This is a genomic window from Cellulosimicrobium sp. So1_17, from assembly GCF_055181235.1.
This window is the reverse complement of the sequence record NZ_CM143702.1, coordinates 2,681,022-2,700,331: the sequence shown is the minus strand read 5'-3', so window position 1 is coordinate 2,700,331 and position 19,310 is coordinate 2,681,022. Positions and strand designations below refer to the sequence as shown.

Below are 19,310 nucleotides of genomic sequence, written 5' to 3'. Positions count from 1 at the left end.
GCGGACCTCGCGCGCTGAGCCCTCCCCCACGGGCGGTCCGGCGCGAGTAGCCTCGGTGCTCGTGACGACCACGGACTCGACCGGCCGCCCGACGACGCGCCTCGGCGTCCTCGACATCGGTTCCAACACCGTGCACCTCGCCGTGGTCGACGCGGCCTACGCCGCTCGGCCCGTCCAGGCCGCGGGAGCGCGGACGGTCGTGCGGATCATGCGCTACCTGCAGCCGGACGGGGCGCTCTCGGACGAGGGCGTCGCCGCGATGCTCGCCGCGGTCGACGACGCGATGGCGCTCGCCCGGAAGTCTGCGGTCGACGAGATGCTGCCCATGGCGACGTCAGCGCTGCGCGACGCGACGAACGGCGGCGAGATCCTCGCCGCGATCGGCGAGCGCGTCGGGCAGCCCGTGCGCGTCCTGTCGGGCGAGGACGAGTCTCGCCTCACGTTCCTCGCCGCGCGCCGCTGGGCGGGCTGGGGCGCAGGGCGGCTCCTGGTCCTCGACATCGGTGGTGGCTCCCTCGAGATCGCGTCGGGAGTGGACGAGGAGCCGGATCTCGCGGCGTCGCTCCCGCTCGGCGCGGGCCGGATGACCATGGCGTTCCTGCCCGGCGACCCGCCGGACCCGGACGACGTCGACGGGCTGCGCCAGCACGTGCGCGCGACGCTCGCCCCGACGGTCGCCGCGTTCAGGGCGCTGCCCGCCCCCGACCACGTCGTCGCGACGTCGAAGACGTTCCGGTCCCTCGCGCGGCTCGCCGGCATGCAGGTCGACGTCGTAGGGCCCGACGAGCGCTGGCGCATGCGGCGCTCGCAGCTCGCCGACTGGGTGCCGCGCCTCGCGCGCCTCACGGCGGAGGGCCGGACCGCGCTGCCGGGCGTGACGCCCGAGCGGACCTTCCAGATCGTCGCGGGAGGAGTCGTCGCGGTCGAGACCATGCGCGCGCTGGGCGTCGACGAGCTGGAGATCTGCCCCTGGGCGCTGCGCGAGGGCGCGATCCTGCGGCGCCTCGACCACATCTGACGACTCTCACGCGCTCCAGCGCGGTGAGTCCGACCCCCACGCGTGCGCCGGTGCCGGGTAGTCGTCGACCCGCTCGCCACCGATCGCGCCGGTCGCGGGGCGCGCGGTGACCAGCTCGACCTCGCGGCCGTCCAGCGGCACCCGGTGCCCGACGACGCACCGCGCCCCGGGCGTCCGCGGCGCGCCGTGCCCGGGGTCGCGCCCAGGCGCCGCGAGCAGGGCCGTCGCGGTGCGGGCCAGCACGCCGTCGACGTCGCGGCCGTGCCCGTCCGCAGCCCGGTCGGCGAGGGCGTCGACGACGGCCGCCGCGACGAGGTACCCGGTCGCGTGGTCGAGCGCCTGGGCCGGGAGCGCGCCCGGCGACACGCCGTCCGGCGACACACCGTCCGGCGCCGCGTCGGCGGGCGGGCCGACCGTGCCGTCGCGCGAGCCCTCGACGAGCGCGATCCCGCTCGCGGCCTGGACGATCGAGTCGAACCCCCTCCGCCCGGACCACGGACCGTCGTCCCACGCCGCGACCCGGGCGCGGACTGCTCCGTCGGGGAGCCGGAGCCCGAGCGCCTCGACCGCGCCCGGCCGGTAGCCCGTGACGAGCACGTCCGCGCCGTCGAGCAGCTCCTGGGCGCGCGCGAGGTCGCCGGCGTCGCGGAGGTCGAGCAGCGTCGACCGCTTGCCCTGCCCGCTGTCGAGGTGCTGCCAGCCGATCTCCGGCAGCCCCCGAGGGTCCACGCGCAGCACGTCGGCGCCGAGCAGCGCGAGCGTGCGCGTCGCGACCGGTCCCGCGATGACGCGCGTCAGGTCGAGCACGCGGACGCCGGTCAGCGGGCGGGGCCCGCGCCCGAGCGTGCGGCCCTGCCCGGCGTCGTCCCGGACCTCCGTCCGCACGGGCGTCGCCGAGCCGGCGCCCCGGCCGTCGCTCGCACGCCAGCCGGCCTCCGTGCGGACGCGCACCGCGATCGCCCCGGCGTCGGCGGCGCCGTCCTCGACGTCCTGCGCTGACCACCGCCCGACGCGGTCGATCAGCGCGTCGCGCGCCGCGTCGTCGGGCAGCCCGAGGAGGTGGAGCAGTCGCTCCCGGTGGTGGGGGTAGTTGGCGTGCGTGCGCACCCAGCCGTCGGACGCCCGGAAGAAGCCGGACATCGGGGCGAACCCGTCGACCGGCGCCCCGTCCACCCGCAGGAGGCGGTCGCTCGTGAAGGCCGCGGCGACGCGCTCCGGGTCGGGTGGCGCGCTCGGAGCTGCGCCGGTTGCTCGCGCGACGGCGTCGCCCACGGCGCGGACCGAGCCCACGGCGAGCGCGAGCACGGGCAGCGTGGCAGCGAGGAACCCGTGCGCGCCCGACGACGCCGTCCCGTCCACGGGACGACCGTATGACGGGCCTCCCGCCGCGGCACCCGGGTAGGGGGCCTGGACAGCCGTCCACGTGGTGCTCCCACCCCCGCGAACGTACCGTGCTGGAGAGGGTGTCAATCCGACACGCCGGGATGGTCATGATTTCTCAGCAGGGGGCAGGTATGGGAAGGATCGTCAGGAGCTGGGCCGGCAGGGCGCGGATCGCGATGGCTGTCGCGCTCGCGACAGGGCTCGGCTCGGTCCTCGTGGCGCCGGCGGCGAGCGCCGCGAGCTCGGTGGTGTCGCCGCTGGGCGCGCGGACGTACTCGCTGTCGTCGTACTACGGGCCGCGGTGCATGCCGGTCGCGAACGCCTCGACGTGGCACCTGGGACAGGACATGGGGGCGGCGTCGGGCACGCGGATCAACGCGGTCGCCGCCGGGACCGTGCTCAAGGCCGGTGCCGTGAGCGGGTTCGGGCAGTGGGTGGTCGTCAAGCACACGATCGCCGGGAAGCCGGTGTCGACGGTCTACGGCCACGTGATCGACGGCGACCGGTACGTGCGCGCCGGGCAGAAGGTCGCCGCCGGCCAGCGGATCGCGGACGTCGGGTCGACGGGCACGTCGACCTCGCCGCACCTGCACCTCGAGGTGTGGAACGGGACCTACGGGTCGGGCGCGACGCACGCCGACCCGCTGCCCTTCCTGCAGGCCCGGGGGATCGACCTCGCGAAGAGCGCGACGCGCGTCGCGACCCGCACGACGCCGTCGTCGTGCACGTATTACGCGAACGCGAACGTCAACCTCCGGGCCGCGGCGAGCGGGTCGGCCGCGGTCCTCGCCGTGGTGCCGCGGTCGGCGAAGGTGGTCGCCAAGCCCGGTGACGGCTCAGGCTCCTGGCGCAGGGTCACGTACGGCTCGCGCACGGGCTGGGTCTCGGCGGCGTACGTCGGCCCGAACAAGCCCGCGGCGGCCGCCGCCCCCGTGTCGCGACCCGCTGCGACGCGGTACGTCACGGCGACCTCGCTCAACCTGCGGGCGCAGGCGACGACCTCCTCCGCGGTCCTCGCGCGGCTCGCGAAGGGGGCGAAGCTCTCCGTGCTGTCGACGTCCGGGAGCTGGCTCAAGGTCACGACCGCGGGCCGGACCGGCTGGGTCTCGGCGCAGTACACGACGACGACCGCCCCGACGGCGAGCGCGCCGAAGCCCGCGCCCCCGAAGGCGGCGACGTCGTACGTGACGGCGTCGGTGCTCAACCTGCGGGCCGCGCCGACGACGTCCTCGGCCGTCGTCGCGAAGCTCGCCCGGGGGACGGCGGTCAAGCACGCGGGGACCGCCTCGAAGGGCTGGCTCAAGGTCACGGTGGGGACGCGGACGGGTTACGTCTCGACGGCGTACCTGTCCGCGACGAAGCCGCGCTGACCCCTGCCCGACGGCGCGTGGTGCACCCAGCGACCACGCGCCGTCGGAGGCCCTCCTCGCGCGGCCCCAGTTCCGGCGAGGAGGAACCGCCCCCGGCGGGCCGGGGGCGGAGCTCGTCAGACCGAGCGGACGCGGCTCGGCCGGGACTCGTTCCACAGGCGGTCGAGCGCGGTCACCGCGTACGTGTACGTCGTCCCCGCGACGGCCGTGCCGTCGGTCCAGTCCTGGACGACGTGCCCGCTGCTGCGGACGGTCGCCACCAGGTTGACGGGGTCCTCCACGTCGATCGCGCGCGCGTCGCCCTCGACACGATAGACGGCGAACGACGTCGCCGCCGTCCGGCGCGGCCCCGCGTCGTTCCAGTGGAGACGGACGCCGTCGGCCGCCCACCGTGCGGTCGTGAGCACGGGAACGCGCACGCGAGTCCCGGGCAGGTGCGGCATCGCCGGGACGAGCGCGGGGTGGCGGTAGTGGTCGTCGCGCACGCGCGTCATCGAGCCCTGCGGATCCGCCGGGATGTGCTTGGCGGAGAACCACACGTTGCCCAGCACGGGGTGCTCCTGCTCCTGGCAGAACGTCAGGTGGTTCGACAGCTCGGCCGGGTCCGTGAACACGCCCGACGTCACCTTGTACAGCGCCTCGCCGACGTAGAGCTGCGTGCCGGACTGCGCGGCGACCTCGGCCCACCACGGGACGAGCTTCGCGTAGTCGGCGACGGCGAGGCCGAGCTGCCAGTAGATCTGCGGGTTGATGTAGTCGAGCCAGCCCTCGAGGACCCACTTGCGCGTGTCGGCGAACTGCATGTCGTAGGACTGGGACCCGCCCGTCTCGGAGCCGCGCGGGTCGGTCGACGCGTTGCGCCAGATGCCGAACGGGCTGATGCCGAACTTGACCCACGGCTTGGTCTGCTTGATGCGCTCGGAGATGCTGCGGACGAACTCGTCGACGTTGTGCCGGCGCCAGTCCTCGACGCGGTCGAACCCGCTGCCGTGCGTGGCGAAGGTCGCGGCGTCGGGGATGGTCTGGCCCGCGACGGCGTACGGGTAGAAGTAGTCGTCGAAGTGGACGCCGTCGATGTCGTAGTGCTCGACGCTGTGCAGGATCGCGGTCTTGATGTGCTCCTGGGCCTCGGGCAGGCCCGGGTCGAAGTACAGCTTGCCGCCGTAGGCCCAGACCCACTCCGGGTGCTGCCGCGCCGGGTGCTCGGGCACGAGCTGGGACAGGTCGGCCTGCATGGAGACGCGGTACGGGTTGTACCAGGCGTGGATCTCGAGGTTGCGCCGGTGGCACTCCTCGACGACGAACGCGAGCGGGTCGTAGCCGGGGTCCTGGCCCTGCGTGCCCGTGAGGTACTGCGACCACGGCTCGTGCGGGCTCGGCCAGAACGCGTCGGCGGTGGGGCGCACCTGGACGAACACGGCGTTGAGGCGGAAGTCGCGCGCGACGTCGAGCCAGTGCAGGAACTCGGCTCTCTGCTGCTCGGCGGAGAGCCCGGCCGCGGACGGCCAGTCGATGTTCACGACGCTCGAGATCCACATCGCGCGCAGCTCGCGCTTGCGCGGGGCGGGGATGCCCGACGCCGCCGTGCGGGTCGTGCCGGCGGGTGCGGTGAGCGCGGCGGCCGGGGCGAGGGAGCCGACCGTCACGGTGAGCGTGCTGGCCGCGACGCCGGCGGTGGCGAGCGTGAGGAACTGGCGGCGGCCGACGCCGGTGGGTCCCGGGGTCGACGGTGCAGGAGTGGGGGCGTGGAGCGTCATTGCTGTGATCCTCCGGTCGGACGAGCCTGTGTGGAAGATAGTTTCACAACAACAGCACTCTGTGAAGGTTTCCGTCAGCCTGCCTCGCCGGTCGGTGCCGTCCCCGTGCCCAGCACCTCCCCGTCCGCCCCGAGCGCCTCGACCGCGACGTACGCCGCGCCGTCGGGCACCGGGGCGAGCGCCGTCTCGAAGCCGTCGCGCGGCGCCTCGGCGACCGTCGCGGCGTCCTCCGCGGAGGACCCGGCGACGAGGCGCCACGAGGCGACCTCCGTCGCGCCGTTCCAGCTCGCGTACGCGGTCCCGCCCTCGACGACCACGGCCGGCGGCTCGGTCGGCGAGCCCACCCAGTCGTCGAACCGGTACGAGCGGTACGACTCGCCCGCCTCGAGCGGCATCTCGCGCACGAGCGTGCCGTCCGTCGTGTACTCGCTCGTGAGCTGCGCGTCGCCCCACCCGATCACGACGTTCCCGTCCGCGAGCACCTGGAGGTTGCCCTGGCTCCCGGCGAGCATCCCCGGGTCGGAGGGCAGCCACTCCTGCGCGACCGTCGCCGTCATCGCGTCGGTGTCGACGTCGAGCCGCAGGCCGCGCGAGCGCTCGCCGACGGGCGGGTTCGCCTGGTTGTCGAACAGCGTGAGGGTGCCGTCGTCGTGCAGCTGCGCGTCGTGCTGCCACGCGAACTGCGCGCCCGTCCCGTCGTCGGCGCCCTCCATCGCGAAGTCGCTCGACGTGCCGCCGAGGACCCACTCGACGTCCCCGGACTCGCGGTCGACCCGGTAGACGGCGTGCGTGTTGCGCGCCGAGAGCAGGAGGTCGCCGTCCGGGGTGAGGGTGGCGCTGTTGACGTGGAACCAGTCGAACGGGTCGTCCTCGGAGCCCTTGGGGGCGTCCGGGTCGGCGTCGGGAGCGGCCTTGGTGTCCGTCATCTCGACGTGGTCGGACGCGCGCCACTCGAACAGCACCTCGCCGCTCTCGACGTCGACCTCCTGCACGACGTTCTCCCACGCCCAGCCGTCCTCGTCACCGCCCACCGGGGTGAGGTCCGCGGGCTCGGCGACGTAGGCGAGCAGGAGCATCGTGCCGTCGGGCGTGATCGTCGCGTCGTGCATGTCGGCGTTGCCGGGCCCGACGTCGCCGCCTGTCGTCACGCGCGTGATCTCCGTGTACGACGTGTCGAGGACCACGATGTCGCCGAACCCGTGCCCGACGAAGTCCGACTGCCCGACGTAGTACGTGATGACCGGCTCGCCGTCGAGCTCCTGGACCCGGACGTCGTACGCGGCGGTGTCGTCGGGCGCGATCCACACCGGCTCGCCCTGGGCGTCGACGAACAGCGGCCCCTTCTTCGGCGCCTCGCTCTTCTTCGGCCCGAGGACGTACAGCGCGTCGTCGTCCTCGGCCGGCGCCGCCGGGCCGCGCGTCACCGGGAGCACGGGCGCGACGAGCTCGGTCGAGCGGAAGCGGTGCGCCGCGGGCGGTGCCTCCTGGGCGGCCGTCTCCTCCGCCGTCGGGGCGGACGGCGGAGGGGACGGGTCGCGGCCCTCCTCGGGGCCGGTGCAGGCGCTCGCGACGAGAGCCGTCGCGGCGACGGTGGCGGTCAGGGTGACGAGGTGGCGGGTCCTGCGGTGCATCCTCCGAGCGTCGCGCACCGACCTGTGAGTCGCCAGGCAGCAGGTCCTGTGCGGTCAGGTCGGGCGGCCCGCTCGGCGGGCCGGCCCGATCGGAGGAGCGCTACCAGGCCGCGTTGCGCGCGAGCTCGAGCGCGACGTCCTGCCACCACTGCCCGGCGGGCGGGCCGCCGTTGCACGACCCGTCGCTCTCGCCGGGGAGCTTGACCCACAGGAGCGCGTCGAGGTGCGTCGCGTCGTGGACCGAGGTCGGCCGCTCGCCGAGCGCCCGACCGCGCGGGTTGCACCACTCGCCGTTGGACCCGTTGCCGTTGCGCGACGTGTCGACGACGAACGGCGCGCCCCCGAGCAGCGCCGAGACCTGCTCGCCGTACGCCCGGGACTCGGCCGTCGTGCGGTAGTTCGACGTGTTGAGCGCGAACCCGACCGCGTCGTCGAGGCCGACCTGCCGCAGGCGTGCCGCGGTCTCCGACGCGCTGAGCCAGGCCGAGTGGCCGGCGTCGACGTAGACCCGGGCGCCCGCGTCGGTGAGGATCCGGGCGGCGTCGCGCAGCATCCCGACCCGGTCGCCCTGTCCGGAGCAGTCGCCGAGCTGGGCGAGCGCGTCAGGCTCGAGGACCACCCACGGCTCGCCGACGATGCCCGACGCCACGGTCTGGACCCAGCTCCGGTACGCCGCCTCGGCGGTGCCGCCGCCCGAGTGCGAGCCGCAGTCGCGGCCGGGGATCGCGTAGATCGTGAGCAGCGGCGTCGCGCCCTCGGCGGCGGCCGCCCCGGTGAACGCCGCGACCTTCGCGCGCGACACCTGCGCGTCGGGGTCCGTGACCCACGACGACTGCGGCGTGAGCGCGATCTTCGCGAGCAGGGCCTTGTCGGTACCCGACGCGGACTGCCACGCCTCCCAGGCCTGGGACGTCTCGTCGACGTGGAACGTGACGTCGCCCGGCTGCTCGGTGGGCTCCTCGGTCGGTTCCTCGGTCGGTTCCTCGGTGAGGTCGGGATCGGGGTCGGGCGGCGGGCCGTCGTCGTCGCCGCACACGACGCCGTCGAGCGTGAAGTCCGTGGGCACGACCGGGGCCGACACGGCCGTGCCCACGAAGCCGAAGGACGCGCTGCCGCCCGTGGCGAGCTGCCCGTTCCAGCCCACGTCACCCACCGTGACCTGGGCGCCGTCGCGCGCGAGCGCGCCGTTCCAGAGCTGGCTGATCCCTTCGCCGGCGGGGACGTCCCACGCGAGCTCCCACCCGGAGCGCGCGGAGCCGAGGTTGGTCACCGTCACCGCGGCCTGGAACCCGCCACCCCACGAGCTCGTGACGCGGTAGTCCACGGCGCACGCGCCGGGCGCGGCCGCGGCGCTGCTCGCGAGGCCGGTGCCGATCGCCGCCGTGGCCGTGAGCGCGGTGACGGTCGCGACGACGGCTGCGAGCGTCGTCGTTCGCGGTCCGCGGCGGGTCGCGCGAAGAGTGGGTCTCATGATCAAGGCTCCGTCGCCTCGGGGTCAGGACGTCGCCACCGTAGGCACCCGCGGCGCGCCCCCACAGGGCCGAAACGTTTCAGATCGCGGGAAGGCGGAGCCCGTCTGCTGCTGAACACGACCTGAGGGTCGCTATCCGACGGATAGCGACCCTCAGGTCGTGTTCGGCGAGGGGCCCGCGGTCGGCGCCGGGCCGGGTCAGGCCAGGTAGTCGGCGACCAGCTGCTCGGCGAGGCCGGTGTACGTCGCGGGGGTGAGGTCGGCGAGGCGGCGCGCGACGTCGTCGGGCAGGCCGAGGCCCGCGACGAACTCGCGGAGCCGGGCCGCGTCGACGCGCTGGCCGCGCGTGAGATCCTTGAGGCGCTCGTACGGGTTCTCCATGCCGGGCACGCCCGCGACCGACGCCGCGCGCATCGCCGACTGGATCGGCTCGCCGAGCACCTCCCAGTTCTCGTCGAGGTCCGCCGCCATGAGGTCGGCGTTCGCGGCGAGGGCCTTCAGGCCGCGGCGCACGTTGTCGATCGCGAGCAGCGAGTGGCCGAACGCGGGGCCGATGTTGCGCTGCGTCGTCGAGTCCGTGAGGTCGCGCTGCAGGCGCGAGGTGACGAGCGTCGCGCCGAGCGTGTCGAGCAGCGCGCACGAGATCTCGAGGTTCGCCTCGGCGTTCTCGAACCGGATCGGGTTGACCTTGTGCGGCATGGTCGACGAGCCGGTCGCGCCCGGCACGGGGATCTGCGTGAAGAACCCGAGCGAGATGTACGTCCACACGTCCGTCGACAGGTTGTGGAGGACGCGGTTGAAGCGCGCGACGTCGGCGTACAGCTCGGCCTGCCAGTCGTGCGACTCGATCTGCGTGGTGAGCGGGTTCCAGGTCAGCCCCAGGCCCTCGACGAACGCGCGCGAGACCGCGGGCCAGTCGACGCCCGGCACGGCGACAGTGTGCGCGCCGTAGGTGCCTGTCGCGCCGTTGAGCTTGCCGAGGTACTCGGCCGCGCCGATGCGGCGGAGCTGGCGGCGCAGGCGGTGTGCGAGGACCGCCAGCTCCTTGCCGAGCGTCGACGGCGTGGCGGGCTGGCCGTGGGTGCGGGAGAGCAGCGGCACGGCCGCGAGCTCGCGCGCCATGTCGGCGAGCTGGTCGACGAGCGCGGTCGCGGCCGGCAGCCAGACGTCGACGACCGCGCCGCGCACCATGAGCGCGTACGACAGGTTGTTGACGTCCTCGCTCGTGCACGCGAAGTGGACGAGCTCGCCGACGCCGGGCAGGACGGTGTCCGCGCCGAGCGCCTCAGGGGCGGCGGTCAGACGGCGCTTGACGAAGTACTCGACGGCCTTAACGTCGTGCACCGTCTCGCGCTCGATCGCGGCGAGCTCCGCGACCTCGTCCGCGCCGAACGTCGCGGGGATCCGGCGGAGGTACGCGACCTCCGCGTCGGAGAGCTGCGGGGCGCCCGGCACCACGGGGCCGTCCGTCACGCCCGGTACGCCGTTGCACAGCGTGACCAGCCACTCCACCTCGACGTGGACGCGCTCGCGGTTGAGCGCGGCCTCGCTCAGGTGGTCGACGAGCGGGGCGACGGCGCCGCGGTAGCGGCCGTCGAGCGGTCCGAGCGCGATCGGCGGCGTGACGTCGGCGAGGGACGTGCGGGCAGGGGCGGCTGCGGCAGGGTTCTCGGGCACGCCCCTGATTCTCCCACGCGTGCCCGACGGCGACCCGCGCCTCCCGAGGGGCGGTCACCCGGCGACGCGGGGCTGGCCCGGTCGTCCGAAGCCTCGCACCACCGGCCGGAGAGGTGACGCCTGGCCGTGCACAGGCCCGGCCCTCGACGGTCCCGTCCACAGCGGGAACGGAACACGTGGGGACGGTGTCGTCGACCTTCCTAGTCTCCGACGCATGCACAGCACGGACCACGCACCCCCGACCTGCCAGGTGTCCCCGTACGGGCCGCTCGTCGACCCGACCCCGGCGCTGCGCGCGGCCGGGGAGGACGTCGGGTCCACCCGCTGGCGGGTGGGAGCCGCCACGACCCTGGACTGGGCGGGTCCTGCCGCGGACGGCTATCGACAGGCCCTCGACGACGCGGTCGCTCGCGCCGTCGCGGCCGGGCTGCTGGTCGACGACGCGGTCATGGCCGCCGACCGGTACCTCCGTGCGCTCGACCTGGAGCACGAGCAGGCCGTCGTCGCCGCACGGAGCGTCGGGTGAGCGGCTCCACCGACCCCACGGCGACGGTCGTGGTGACGGGCGGGCCGGTGACGGCCGTCGACACGGAGCAGATCCTCGGCCAGGCGACGGTGGTCCGGTCGGCGGCGGACCTGGTCCGCTCCGCGCGCGAACGGTGCCGCGACGCGCGCGAGAGCCTGCGGTCGGCGCCGTGGCGGTGGGCCGAGACCGTCGGCGGGCTCGGGGCGGGACCGCAGCTCAGCGCGCACCCGGTCGCGGCTCCCGGCAGCACGAGCGCCCGCGAGCGGGACGCGGCGCTCGGAGCCGTCGACGCGCTGGACGCGGCACTCGGCGAGCTGGAGCGTCTCCTCGACGGCGTCGGGGTGCGCATGGCCAAGGCGTCGGGCACCTACGTCAGGGCCGAGGCCGAGGCCTGGCGTGTGCTCGGCGCGGTGGCGGACGTCCCGCTCGTCGGTCTGGAGGTCGCGCTCCTGGCGGGTCAGCTCGCGTTCCTCGAGGGCGTCCTCACCGGCGACGGCCTGCCGTGGGGCCGTCTCGTCACCGGGGGCGGCCCGCTGCACGAGAGGGCCGTCGCCTCGACCGGTGCGCTCCTCGGGCTGCTGGACCCCGACCGAGGGCTCCTCGAACGTCCGACCGTCGCCCACGGCGCCTCGGTCCTGCGACTGCTCTCGGAAGGCTGGCGGGGGCTCTTCCTCGACCGCGTCCACGTGGAGCGGCTGGGCCCGGAGCAGTCACCGGGTCCCGAGCTCATGCCGCCACCGCGCACGGCGCAGGACCTCCTGCGCCGCATCGACACGGTCTACGGCACGGGCGAGGGCAACCCCGTGCCCCACTCGGCGATCGCCCTGGAGAAGATCGTGCACGACGGCGGCCGCGCGACCTGGGTCGTGACGATCCCGGGCACGCAGCTCGGGCCGTCCAGCCTCGGTACGGCGTTCTCCATGACGTCCAACTACGACCTCATGGAGGGTGACGAGCTCTCGGGCAGCACCGTGGGGGGTCGGACGGCCGACAGCACGGCCCTCGTCCTCGCGGCGCTGGAGGACGCCGAGGTGGGCGCGGACGACGAGGTGGTGCTCGTCGGCCACAGCCAGGGCGGCATGGTGGCCGCGTCGGTGGCCGCGCTGACCGCGGGATCCGCCGCGACGGCGGCCTCGTCACCGTCCGGCACCTCCGCGCGCCCGGGACCACCCGGCCCGGTGCCGGAGACCGGAGGGCCACCGCGGTACCGCGTGACGCACGTGGTGACGGCAGGGGCGCCGGTGGGCGGGATGCCGCTGCCGCCAGGGGTGCTCGGGACGCACGTCGAGAACCGCCAGGAGGGTGTGTCGGGTCTCGACGGGCGCGGGAACCCGGCGACCACGAACCAGGTGACCGTGTCGCGCGACCTCGACCTGCTGACGGGGAACGAGACGCAGGGGATCCCGCACGGCGTCGGGCACCACGTGGACGCGCTGACCGACGCGCAGGGCATCGGGCACCCCGGGCTGAGGTCCCACCTCGACGCGCTCGAGGCGTCGTTGGACGGGCAGCGGGAGGAGATCGCGTACTACCGCGGCACGCTCGTGCTCGATCCCGAGGCCGTGGCGGACCGGATGACGCCGCCCGGGACGCTCCTGCCCGACCCGGCGGACGTCCTCGGCCTCGGGCGTGGCGGGTCCGGTGCCGGGACGGTCGTCGCGCCGGGGCCGACGGAACCGTCGACGGAGGCGCGGTGAGCAGGGACGGTCAGCGGTCCTTGCTCTTGGGCACGACGGCGGAGACGGCGAAGTTGATGAGGCCGATGATCAGGGCCGCGAGCAGCGCCCACCAGAACCCGCCGATGATCCGGATGCCCCAGTCGGTCTGCTCGGTGATCCACGCGGTGAGCATGAGCATGAGCGCGTTGACGACGAGCGAGAACAGGCCGAGCGTGAGGATGTACAGCGGGATCGACAGGATCTGCACGATCGGCTTGATGACCGCGTTGACGAGCGAGTACAGCAGCGCGACGACGAGGATGATGACGAGCTTCCCGCCGGCGGTGTCGGAGCCGACGATCTGGAAGTGGTCGTCGATGAACAGGCTCGTGAGCCAGATGGCGAGACCGGTGACGAGGACGCGGACGACGAAGCTCATACCCGGCATCCTGCCATCCGGTCGTCGCGCGCACGAGGTGGCCGGACGCCGTGGCGAGCGACGTCGTGGCGAGCGACGACGACGCGGCGCTCAGCCGCCGACGATCACGGTCGGGCATCCCGGGCCCACGACCTTCCCGCCGTGGACGGTGGTGTCGCCCACGCGTGCCGCGGGCAGGTTCCCGACCAGCACCGTGAGGCTGCCGACCGCGATCCCGTTCGGGGCGGGCGACACGCACACGACGCCGGCGCCGTTCGCGACGGCCGCAGGTCGCCCGCCGACGAGCACCGTCGGCACGCACGCGGCCGGCGTGACGGGACCGCCGACGTGCGGCTTGGGGCCGTCGGACAACGGGCACACGACCTGGTCGCCTGCGCAGGCTGCGGGTCCGGTCGGCATCTCAGGGCTGCGTCTCGGCGGCGGGGCTCTCGGCAGCGGGGCTCTCCGCGGCCGCGGCGTCCGGGGTGAACATCGTCCCGCCGACGTACATCGAGGTGTCGCACGCCGTCGGAGCAGGGTCCAGGCCGAGCGGTGCGCCCGGCTGACGACACGTCACCTCCATCGTCAGGACGGAGCCGGCCTCGAACGTGAGGGGCGACTGGAAGTGGTAGTCGAGGTCGCGGAAGTTCTCGAGGGCGAAGTCGAGGAACACCTCGTCGTCCTGGGAGACGGTGAGGCGCCCGAAGTCGCCCTGCGGGTTCGACAGGATGATGTCGTCGATCGTGAGGGTCGAGCCCTCGGGCACCTCGAAGGGCACGGCGTCGGACTCCCCGGCGGCGGGCTCGACCTCGAGACGCTGCCGGACGGGCACGGAAGTGCCGGACGGGGGGACGAACTCGGCGACGGCGTCCTCGGTGTCGGCGAGCGTCGTGCCGGCCTCGGTCGCGGCCACCTCGGCGTCCGACGCCGCGCCCGTCGCCTGCTGTGCCGCGCCGGCGGCTTCCTGGGCAGCCTCCTGCGCGGCTGCAGCCGCCTCCTGCGCCTGCGTGAGGTCGTCGCCGACCGCGGCCTGCGCGGCGGAGGTGATCGCCGGCTTGAGCAGCGTGAACCAGAGCACGACGAGGAGCGCGAGGAGGGCGAGGAGGGCGAGGAGCGCCTTGAGGAACCACTTCGGGAGGACCGCGGTCTGGACGTGGGAGCCGTCCAGCGTGACGGGCACGGTGCTGTCCGCCTCGACCTGGACGACGAACGGCAGCGTCTTGTCGGGACCGCGCCAGGTCGTCGCGCGCGGCCGGACCCGGACGTCGGTGAACGCGGCGGTCCCGGCGGCCACGACGAGCAGGGGCTGCTTGACCGTGAACCGGAGCTCGTCGGTGCCGTCGGCGCACGCGAGGAGCACCGAGACCGGCGCGTTGCCCCGGTTGTCGACGGCCACCTGGTGCTTCGCGCCGCGCCGGCCGTGCGTCGTGCGGGGGACCAGCTCCGCGGTCGTGTCGAGGAAGGGCAGCACCTCCACGACGCCCTCGGGCACGACCGTGTCGTCGGGGTGCTCGAGCGGGACGACGCGGACGCCGAACTGGAGGTCTCCGGCGGGCACCTCGGCGCTGCGCGGTGGACGGAACGTGAGCGTCGCCGTCGTGGCCGTGTCCGGGTAGAGGCCCTCGATGACCGCGGGCTCGACGACGGTCCAGTCCCCCGGGACCCCGAGGACCTCGATCCGGTACGCCTCGACGATCGCGCCGGTGTTGCGCACCGTCACGGGGACCGTGACCTCCTCGCCGGGGGTCAGCGCGATCCTCGTCGCGTCGAGGGTGGCCAGCGTTGCCATGCTCCCGACCGTAGGACTCGGCGGAACAGGCGCGCAGCGCCGCGGGGGCGGCCGATGAGGCACGCGGACTGCCCGTTGAGTCCTTGATGAGTGCCCGGAGAGCGACCTGAGGACACTGGGTCGTCCCGGGCCACGGCCGGCCCGGAGGGCGGCGCGACGACGGGCAGGGGAGCAGGACGATGGGACGGATCACGGTGTCGGTGAGCGCGCAGGACCCGATCTCCGAGGGAGGCGTGGTCAGCGCGTTGCGCCCGCGACCCGAGGTGCGCGTCCTGGGTCACGACGAGGACGCGCGGGACGCGGAGGTCGCACTGGTCGTCGCGGACCAGCTGGACGAGGAGGCGGTGCGCCTCGTGCGGGCCGTCCAGCGCAACGGTGGCGGCCGGGCCGTGCTCGTGGCGGGACGGCTCGACGAGAAGGACGTGGTCGCTGCCGTGGAGGCCGGCGTCGTCGGCATGGTGCGGCGCGGCGAGGCGACCCCCGACCGGCTGGTCACCGTGATCCGGGGCGCGGCGAGCGGGGAGGGCAGCATGCCCCCGGACCTGCTGGGCAAGCTGCTCGGTCAGGTCGGCTCGCTCCAGCGCCAGGTGCTGCAGCCACGGGGCATCACGTTCGCGGGCCTCGCGACCCGGGAGGTGGAGGTGCTGCGGCTCATCGCCGACGGGTTCGACACGGCGGAGGTCGCGCGGCACCTCGCCTACTCGGAGCGGACGGTGAAGAACGTGCTGCACGACATCACGTCGCGGCTCCAGCTCCGCAACCGTGTGCACGCGGTCGCGTACGCGCTGCGCGAGGGGCTGATCTGACCAGCCCGTTGCCCGATCGGGCACGCGCCGCTGCACGTTCCGCGGGACGGGCGCGGGTGCCGTCGGCGCCCGTCGCGGTCCACGGTGGGCGTGGACCGCACCGTCTGCGTTGCCGGGCCGGGGAGGTGAGCGGTGGGGAAGGTCGCCACGGGCGTCGCGCTGCTCGCCGTCGTCGGGGTCCTCGGTGCCGGCGCGCTCGTTCCCGACGCCGCGGCAGGCTCCGCGCCGCGCGCCGCCGCCACAGAGCTCTCGGCCCTCCGCGCGGCGGTCGGAGACCTCCCGGACGCGCTCGCCGCGGAGCCACGGGTCGCCTTCTCCCTCGGCGCGGACGGCCTCGCCGCGGTCGACATGACGTTCGGGCTGGAGCTGAACGGCAGCGCCGGGTACGTCGTCGACGACGCCGTGCTCGAGGACCCTGTGGAGATCGAGGCGGGGCACCGCCACGAGGGCGAGTCGTCGTCCGCCGGCTCGGACGCCGGGGGAGAGGCGGCCCGGGCGTACGCGTTCGTCAGCACCCGGGCCGCGACGCAGGACCCCGACGTCTACGTCCGCGTCCCGCCGGCCGGCGCGACCGACGACGTGCCCGAGGCGGAGTGGGACACGATCCGGGTGACGTGCGACACCGCGCAGGAGACCCACCCCGTGCTCGCGTCGGACCTGACCCGCGTCGCCTACTCGACGGACGCCTCCGGCGACACCGAGATCGTCGTCGCGGACGCGCGCTCGGAGTGCGCCGGGGACGACGCCGTCGCCCTGGCGCCGGACGCCGACGCGGAGGACCTGTGGCCGTCCTGGGGCCCGGGCGACGCGAGCCTGTTCTTCTCGAGCACGCGCGACGACCCGCTCGGCGACCTGTACGCGGTCGGTCTCGAGCAGGGAGGTACGTCTGCGAGGGCGGCGGACGCTGCCACGGCAGTCGCGCGGGCGACGGGACCGCCGGTCCGGCTGACGGACGATGCCGGTGCCGACACGATGCCCGACGTCGTCGTGGACGCGCAGGGCAGCACGCTGGTGCTGTTCACGACCACCCGGTTCCGTCCTGGCGGTTCCGTCGCGTCGTTCTCGTTGCCGTACTTCTGGAGCCCTGGCGGCTCCGTGGAGCCGGGTGTGGTGTCCGACCCCTGGGCCGAGGCCGACGGGGCCGTCGACGGTCCCGCCGTCGGGCGCGAGCCGAGGGCACGGGTCGTGACGCTCGACGACGCGGGACCCGCGGTGTTGCTCGCCTACACGGCGACCGACGAGGGCTCGGGCCGGCCGTCGGCGTGGGTCGCCCTCCTGCGAAATCAGGGCGGCGCGCTGGAGGTCGACGCGGCGTGGCGCGTCCCGTCCTCCGGGCAGGGTGGGTCGCACCCCGACTGGGTGACGGTCCGCCCGATGCAGGGCGGCTTCAGCTCGGAGCCGGAACAGGAGACGGTCCCCGGCAGCGCACGGCTCCGGTTCACGCAGCGGTCGGAGGAGCGGGTCGTCGCCGACGCGCCCGCAGCCGGCTCCGGGACCGGTGACGCCGGGGTGCGGCAGCTGACCGGAGGCCCCGGAGCCGCCTCTCGGCTCGACGACGCCGGGCCGGCGTACGCACCCGACGGGGGACGGCTCGCATTCAGCGCCCTTCTCCCGGGCGAGCCTCCGGACGGCCCGGACACGGCCCTGCGCGAGATCGCGGTGGTCGATCCCACGACGCGTGCCCTCTCCACCCTCGTGCCGGGGAGCCTGTACGGGATGGCGAACCCGGACTGGTCTCCTGACGGCGCCCGGGTGGCGTACTCGGGCATCCGCGGGTCGGAGGAGAGCATCGGCGTCGGGTGGGTGGACGTCGGGACGGGCGCCGAGGACTGGACCCGCGACGAGGGGAGCGGGGGGTGGGCACCGCTGCACCCCTCGTGGTCACCGGACGGTGAGTGGCTCGTCGCCGAGGCCGGACGGGTCGACGACGAGGACGACGTCACGCGGTACCTGGGCGTGCTCGAGCTCGCGTCGCGCACGTGGACCCCGTTGACCGTCGACGTCGTCGAGGACTGCTGGCGCTACACCGAGGACGTCCTGTGCGACGTCGCCTCCGAGGTGGTCCAGGGCCGGGAGCCGGCGTGGTCGCCCGACGGGACCCAGGTCGCGGTGGTCGACCTGCGGATCGGTGGCGTCGAGGTCGCGCCCGGCGGCATCTCGGTGCTGGACGTCGAGCCCGCCGACCTGACCGACGGTGACTCCGCTGACGACGTCCCTGTCGTCGTGGGTCTGCGCGCGCTGACGGGCTTCGACCACTCGGCGCTGGTCCGCACGACGCAGCCGCCCGTCCGGGAGGGTTCCGCCGAGCCCGACCCCGGGCCGACGCTCGCCCCCACGCCGAGCCGCGCGCGCGTCGCGCTGTCCGACGGACCCGCGTGGTCGACCGACGGCACGGAGGTCGTGTTCAGCGGTCAGCCGGCCGGCCGCCCCGACGACCGCGACCTGTACGTGGTCGCGCCAGACGGGACAGGGCTGCGGACCGTCCTCGACCTGCCTGCGGCCCTCACGGAGCCCGACGTGCAGCCCGTCGGGGACCTCTCCCTGCGGCTGACCGCGGACCCCGTCCGGCTCGACCTCGGCACGTCGACCACGGTGACCGCGACGGTCACGAACACCGGTCGGACCGCTGCGGCGCCGACGGTCGTGCTGGTGCTGCCCCCTGGGCTCCGGCCCGGGGACCTGCCGCCCGGCTGCGTGGCGGAGCCCGGGACCGGTACAGGCTCGACGGTCGTGACGTGCACGACGCGGAACCTCGGGCCCGGCGACGAGACCCGGGTCGCGGTCCCGGTGCTCGCCGAGAGGTCGGGCGTGCTCGACGTCGTCGGCGCCGTGGTGAACCCCGGCCCCGAAGCGGACGTCGAGGACAACCTCCGGACCGTCTCGCTCACCGTGGCCGAGCCCGATCCCGTGCCCGGCGGCGACGCCGACCTCTTCGCCGAGGTCGCCGTCTCGGCCCCGCGCGCGTGGGTGGGCGGTCGCCCGGTCGACGTCACCGTGACGGTACGCAACACGGGCACGGCGACGGCGACGGACGTCGTGCTCGTTGCGGAGCACCCCGCGGGGGTGTCGCCGTCGGACACGGGGCCGACGGCCGCGCCGTCGGACGCGGGACCGACCGACCTGCCGGCAGGCGGCGAGTGCCTGGGCGCGTGGGGGACCTGTCCGATCGCCGACCTGGCGCCCGGGGCCGAGGTCACGGTCGTGTCCGCCCTCGCGCCCGTCGGCCCGGCCGCGCGGGGCGCGGTGACCGTGACGGTCACGGGCCGCACCGGCACGCCGGACCCGTTCACGCCGCTGACCTCGCCGGTGCCGCTGCCCGCGCCGACGTCGGTGACGACGTCCGCGGGTCTCGAGGTGGTGCAGCCATGGTTGCGGGTCCTGCCCGCCGTCGCCGCGCCGGGCGACGTCGTGCTCGCCTACGGCGAGGACTTCCCGCCCGGCGAGGACGCGGTGCTCACGTGGTCCGCGGGCATCACGTCCGCGTCGGGCCCGTACCGGGTCGGTCCGGACGGTCGGCTGAGCGTCCCTGTCCTCATCGTGCGCAACGACCTGCGGGGCGAGCGGTGGCTGCGTGTCACGAGCGGCGACCCGCCACCGCTGACGACCCCCCGGGTCGTCGACGCGTCCTCGTCCGACCCGTCCGCCGGACCCGTGCCGCCGTGCCCCGGACCGCCGGGCACCCCGTCCCCGTCCGAGCGCGCGCCGGGGAGGTCCACGCCGGGTCCGGCGTGGTGCGAGGTGGACGGCGCCGTGCTCGTCGTGACGCCGACCGTCGCCGTGCCCGACACCCAGGAACGGAGGTGACC

At 74.8% G+C, this 19,310-nt stretch carries 14 protein-coding genes; 6 read left to right on the top strand and 8 right to left on the bottom strand.

The window, feature by feature from the left end; all coding sequences use genetic code 11:
• Window positions 1-61 precede the first annotated feature (61 nt).
• Window positions 62-1,018 (top strand): Ppx/GppA family phosphatase, encoded by a 957-nt coding sequence (locus ACZCLJ_RS11800; protein WP_463103824.1) that lies wholly within the window; start codon window positions 62-64, stop codon window positions 1,016-1,018.
• Between the two features lie 6 nt (window positions 1,019-1,024).
• Here the strand turns inward: ACZCLJ_RS11800 and ACZCLJ_RS11795 are convergent, their stop codons facing one another.
• Entirely contained in the window at window positions 1,025-2,377 is a 1,353-nt protein-coding gene (locus ACZCLJ_RS11795; RefSeq protein WP_463103823.1) for a CoA transferase, read from the bottom strand.
• Between the two features lie 155 nt (window positions 2,378-2,532).
• On the opposite strand from ACZCLJ_RS11795, the gene ACZCLJ_RS11790 reads away from it, so the two are divergent.
• Window positions 2,533-3,771 (top strand): SH3 domain-containing protein, encoded by a 1,239-nt coding sequence (locus ACZCLJ_RS11790; RefSeq protein ID WP_463103822.1) that lies wholly within the window; start codon window positions 2,533-2,535, stop codon window positions 3,769-3,771.
• Between the two features lie 116 nt (window positions 3,772-3,887).
• On the opposite strand, the gene ACZCLJ_RS11785 is transcribed toward ACZCLJ_RS11790, so the two are convergent.
• The 4 genes from ACZCLJ_RS11785 to purB form a co-directional block, all read right to left on the bottom strand.
• Window positions 3,888-5,528, bottom strand: coding sequence for a glycoside hydrolase family 10 protein (locus ACZCLJ_RS11785; protein WP_463103821.1), 1,641 nt, complete (start codon window positions 5,526-5,528; stop codon window positions 3,888-3,890).
• Between the two features lie 74 nt (window positions 5,529-5,602).
• Window positions 5,603-7,159, bottom strand: a complete 1,557-nt coding sequence (locus ACZCLJ_RS11780; RefSeq protein WP_463103820.1) for an arylsulfotransferase family protein — start codon at window positions 7,157-7,159, stop codon at window positions 5,603-5,605.
• A 100-nt stretch (window positions 7,160-7,259) separates the two neighbouring features.
• Entirely contained in the window at window positions 7,260-8,630 is a 1,371-nt protein-coding gene (locus tag ACZCLJ_RS11775) for a glycoside hydrolase family 6 protein (protein WP_463103819.1), read from the bottom strand.
• Window positions 8,631-8,828: 198 nt separating this feature from the next.
• Window positions 8,829-10,307, bottom strand: a complete 1,479-nt coding sequence (gene purB / locus ACZCLJ_RS11770) for an adenylosuccinate lyase (RefSeq protein ID WP_463103818.1) — start codon at window positions 10,305-10,307, stop codon at window positions 8,829-8,831.
• Between the two features lie 214 nt (window positions 10,308-10,521).
• On the opposite strand from purB, the gene ACZCLJ_RS11765 reads away from it, so the two are divergent.
• Both ACZCLJ_RS11765 and ACZCLJ_RS11760 read left to right on the top strand, forming a co-directional pair.
• Window positions 10,522-10,833, top strand: a complete 312-nt coding sequence (locus ACZCLJ_RS11765) for a hypothetical protein (protein WP_463103817.1) — start codon at window positions 10,522-10,524, stop codon at window positions 10,831-10,833.
• Window positions 10,830-12,530 (top strand): hypothetical protein, encoded by a 1,701-nt coding sequence (locus ACZCLJ_RS11760; protein WP_463103816.1) that lies wholly within the window; start codon window positions 10,830-10,832, stop codon window positions 12,528-12,530. Before ACZCLJ_RS11765 ends, ACZCLJ_RS11760 begins: the two co-directional genes overlap by 4 nt.
• Before the next feature lie 10 nt (window positions 12,531-12,540).
• Here the strand turns inward: ACZCLJ_RS11760 and ACZCLJ_RS11755 are convergent, their stop codons facing one another.
• The 3 genes from ACZCLJ_RS11755 to ACZCLJ_RS11745 form a co-directional block, all read right to left on the bottom strand.
• On the bottom strand, window positions 12,541-12,930 hold the full coding sequence (locus ACZCLJ_RS11755; RefSeq protein WP_251152088.1) for a phage holin family protein: 390 nt from the start codon (window positions 12,928-12,930) through the stop codon (window positions 12,541-12,543).
• Window positions 12,931-13,020: 90 nt separating this feature from the next.
• Window positions 13,021-13,329, bottom strand: a complete 309-nt coding sequence (locus ACZCLJ_RS11750; protein WP_435738056.1) for a PAAR domain-containing protein — start codon at window positions 13,327-13,329, stop codon at window positions 13,021-13,023.
• Between the two features lies 1 nt (window position 13,330).
• Window positions 13,331-14,698, bottom strand: coding sequence for a COG1470 family protein (locus ACZCLJ_RS11745; protein WP_251152090.1), 1,368 nt, complete (start codon window positions 14,696-14,698; stop codon window positions 13,331-13,333).
• 179 nt (window positions 14,699-14,877) lie between these two features.
• Between ACZCLJ_RS11745 and ACZCLJ_RS11740 the strand changes: the two genes are divergently transcribed.
• Both ACZCLJ_RS11740 and ACZCLJ_RS11735 read left to right on the top strand, forming a co-directional pair.
• A complete protein-coding gene (locus ACZCLJ_RS11740) occupies window positions 14,878-15,504 on the top strand; it encodes a helix-turn-helix transcriptional regulator (protein ID WP_463103815.1) in 627 nt (208 codons plus the stop codon).
• 132 nt (window positions 15,505-15,636) lie between these two features.
• On the top strand, window positions 15,637-19,308 hold the full coding sequence (locus ACZCLJ_RS11735; RefSeq protein WP_463103814.1) for a hypothetical protein: 3,672 nt from the start codon (window positions 15,637-15,639) through the stop codon (window positions 19,306-19,308).
• The last annotated feature ends 2 nt before the right edge of the window (window positions 19,309-19,310 follow it).

Excerpts from the sequence above, each read along its gene's own strand:
- ACZCLJ_RS11790 (WP_463103822.1), top strand. The coding sequence starts at position 2,533 with ATGGGAAGGATCGTCAGGAGCTGGGCCGGCAGGGCGCGGATCGCGATG.
- ACZCLJ_RS11775 (WP_463103819.1), bottom strand. The coding sequence starts at position 8,630 with ATGAGACCCACTCTTCGCGCGACCCGCCGCGGACCGCGAACGACGACG.
- ACZCLJ_RS11765 (WP_463103817.1), top strand. The coding sequence starts at position 10,522 with ATGCACAGCACGGACCACGCACCCCCGACCTGCCAGGTGTCCCCGTAC.
- ACZCLJ_RS11745 (WP_251152090.1), bottom strand. The coding sequence starts at position 14,698 with ATGGCAACGCTGGCCACCCTCGACGCGACGAGGATCGCGCTGACCCCC.
- ACZCLJ_RS11785 (WP_463103821.1), bottom strand. The coding sequence starts at position 5,528 with ATGACGCTCCACGCCCCCACTCCTGCACCGTCGACCCCGGGACCCACC.
- ACZCLJ_RS11755 (WP_251152088.1), bottom strand. The coding sequence starts at position 12,930 with ATGAGCTTCGTCGTCCGCGTCCTCGTCACCGGTCTCGCCATCTGGCTC.
- ACZCLJ_RS11740 (WP_463103815.1), top strand. The coding sequence starts at position 14,878 with ATGGGACGGATCACGGTGTCGGTGAGCGCGCAGGACCCGATCTCCGAG.
- ACZCLJ_RS11750 (WP_435738056.1), bottom strand. The coding sequence starts at position 13,329 with ATGCCGACCGGACCCGCAGCCTGCGCAGGCGACCAGGTCGTGTGCCCG.
- ACZCLJ_RS11780 (WP_463103820.1), bottom strand. The coding sequence starts at position 7,159 with ATGCACCGCAGGACCCGCCACCTCGTCACCCTGACCGCCACCGTCGCC.